Here is a 2,422-nt window from a genome sequence, read left to right on the forward strand (position 1 = left end):
ATTTATACTATCCCCACTATTTTTAGATTTTTCCTTATATTGAGTCATTCTGCTAAGCTCACCCATATAGCTGTTACAAGTTAAAAGCCAAGAAGCTTCACAGTGTGCTGGTACATGTGATTGAATAAACATTGTATTCTTATCTGGATTTACACCTGCTGCAATATATATTGCTAATACCTCTAAACTTCTTTTTCTAAGTTCAGCCGGCACTTGTCTTACTGTTATTGCATGTAGGTCTGCAATAAAGAAATAGCAATCATATTCATCTTGAAGCTTAACCCAGTTTTTAATAGCTCCTAAGTAATTTCCTAATGTTAAATCGCCTGAAGGCTTTATTCCACTTAATATAACTTTTTTGTTTTCATCCATGATTTATTTCTCCCTTCAATTTATCAATATAATAAAAAAAGCTCTATGGAAATAATTCCATAGGGCATAAATTACGCGGTACCACCTATTTTGAAAGCTAAGCTCTCATCTCTTTTAAGATACATTCATATCCTAGCTCTATAACGTGAGCATACGTACTAAGCTACTTGAATTTCACCCAGTATCTCAGCGACCCATTCATATTAAGCATAATTGTGATAATTCCACCAGCTATCACTCTCTTTAAATCTGTGTTTAACACTACTTACTTCGCTTCAACGATTTTTTAATATTTTCTATTATTATAATTCTTATAATAACCTATGTCAATAGTTCTTTATCTGTGACAGAAGTTTAGCACCAAAATTCCAGTGAAAATTTTCTTTTTACTATAATTGTAATTTATTCAACTAAATCAAAGGACTGGTAAGTCCGCAGACCGACAGGTCTTGAAAATAAGTATAACTTCCCCTTACCCCATAAAAACCTGACAATTATTTTCCTGTTTTAGATTTAAACTACGTTTTTTCAAATAGTGGATTTAACCAACCATCTTCGATTGTAAATCGCTCATCGCGTATATCTTCAATAATATTTGTTTGAAGCATCCGTTTCTTTCTAAACTCCCTAATACACCGAAAGAAATATAGCTGCATGAGATTAAATGCTATAATTTGAAACATCAATACGGTCTCTACGCCCGTAGGGCTATGAAGAAAACAATGCTTCATATGCCATTCTGTTTTTAATTGACGAAATACATTATTCTCAATATCCCATCTTTTATGCATTATCTTCCATAAAGTTTCTACAGCAATGGTTTTATTAGTTGTTATAATCCAACTTTCTTTAATCTCAACTTTGTCTTCATTGTGGAATTCTTCTATAAATTTTATGAATCTCACCACAATACCTGAGTTTGACATTTCAAACCAATCTTCATCCCAAGCCTTAATCAACTTATATTTATTAACATTAGTATTTTCTTTAATTTCCCAAACCTTATCTGCCTCTCGGCAATTAAATATAGCTAATGCATCTTTCACAATGTGAAGTCGCTCATCTTTAACTCTTACAACAGCATCCATTCCAATATCCAAAATACTTTTAACCCAAGTAGATTTACAGTATAAAGCATCCGCTACTATAATATCAGCAAAATGATGATGTTGCTTGTACAACTTTTTTATTAGCCTTGTACCCGCTGTTATTTCACCTTCATCTTTATTAGAACCATCATGCTTGGGTTTAAGCATTTCTTGACCCAATATGATATGTGGATCAGAACCTACGGTTGCACAAACTACTGACCTATGGAAATAATGCATCACCCCTGTTTTACTTTCTCTTGTAAGGCATTCTGTACATTGCTTTTCAGTGCTTTCAAACAATTCTACACCATCTATAGCTGCTACTTTAAATCCATCTATGGTACCTTTCCCAAAGACTCTATTTTTAGTTATAGTTTTTATTATATCTTCTTGAATATTTTTTAAACCATCAGTATCAAAATCTTTTAAACACCGCCTAACGGCATCAATGCGTGGCATTTTTGTTTTGGGTGGTATTACTTTCTTTAGCTTTCCTACTTTGAGCCAATGTTCTAACTTGTTAAAACTTCTTATTTGAAGCATAAATCCAAATAGCACTACAAAGCTAATTGTTGCAACATTAACTGGAGATTTTATTCTTTTATCCTCTAAACTATTGATTTTTTCTCCAAGATGATATACCTTATTAAAGTAAGTGAGCATTTGTTTTAAATAACTTTTACTCATTTTATCAGCATCCTTTCTTTGTTTTTTCTCGTAAAACTAATTATAGAAAGGATGCTTTTATTATGCAATTTTCAAGATTTTTCAGATAAATATTTGTGTTACAATTTCCATCAAAAATCGTATTTTACATGTAAAAATGAAAATGCCTCCAAGCCTTTAACTTATAAAGGCTTGGAGGCTAATATTTTTTTCAAATGCTAAACTTCTGATAGTGTCCACTTCTCCTTGGAAGCTTACATAGGTAAATATAACTTTTGCATTTTTATAAAAGT

The 2,422-nt window shown here is 31.7% G+C and carries 1 protein-coding gene, 1 pseudogene and 1 other annotated feature; the gene and the pseudogene both read right to left on the reverse strand.

All coding sequences use genetic code 11. From position 1 onward, the window contains the following. Positions 1-372: pseudogene (locus RR409_RS21025) on the reverse strand (tryptophan--tRNA ligase); the annotation flags it as partial. A gap of 57 nt (positions 373-429) precedes the next feature. After that, positions 430-660, reverse strand: a binding site (T-box leader). Positions 661-890: 230 nt separating this feature from the next. Then, positions 891-2,150 (reverse strand): transposase, encoded by a 1,260-nt coding sequence (locus tag RR409_RS21030; protein WP_332559729.1) that lies wholly within the window; start codon positions 2,148-2,150, stop codon positions 891-893. Positions 2,151-2,422: the final 272 nt, after the last annotated feature.

This window comes from Clostridium sp. (assembly GCF_036642255.1).
In the GTDB taxonomy this organism is placed as follows: domain Bacteria; phylum Bacillota; class Clostridia; order Clostridiales; family Clostridiaceae; genus Clostridium_J.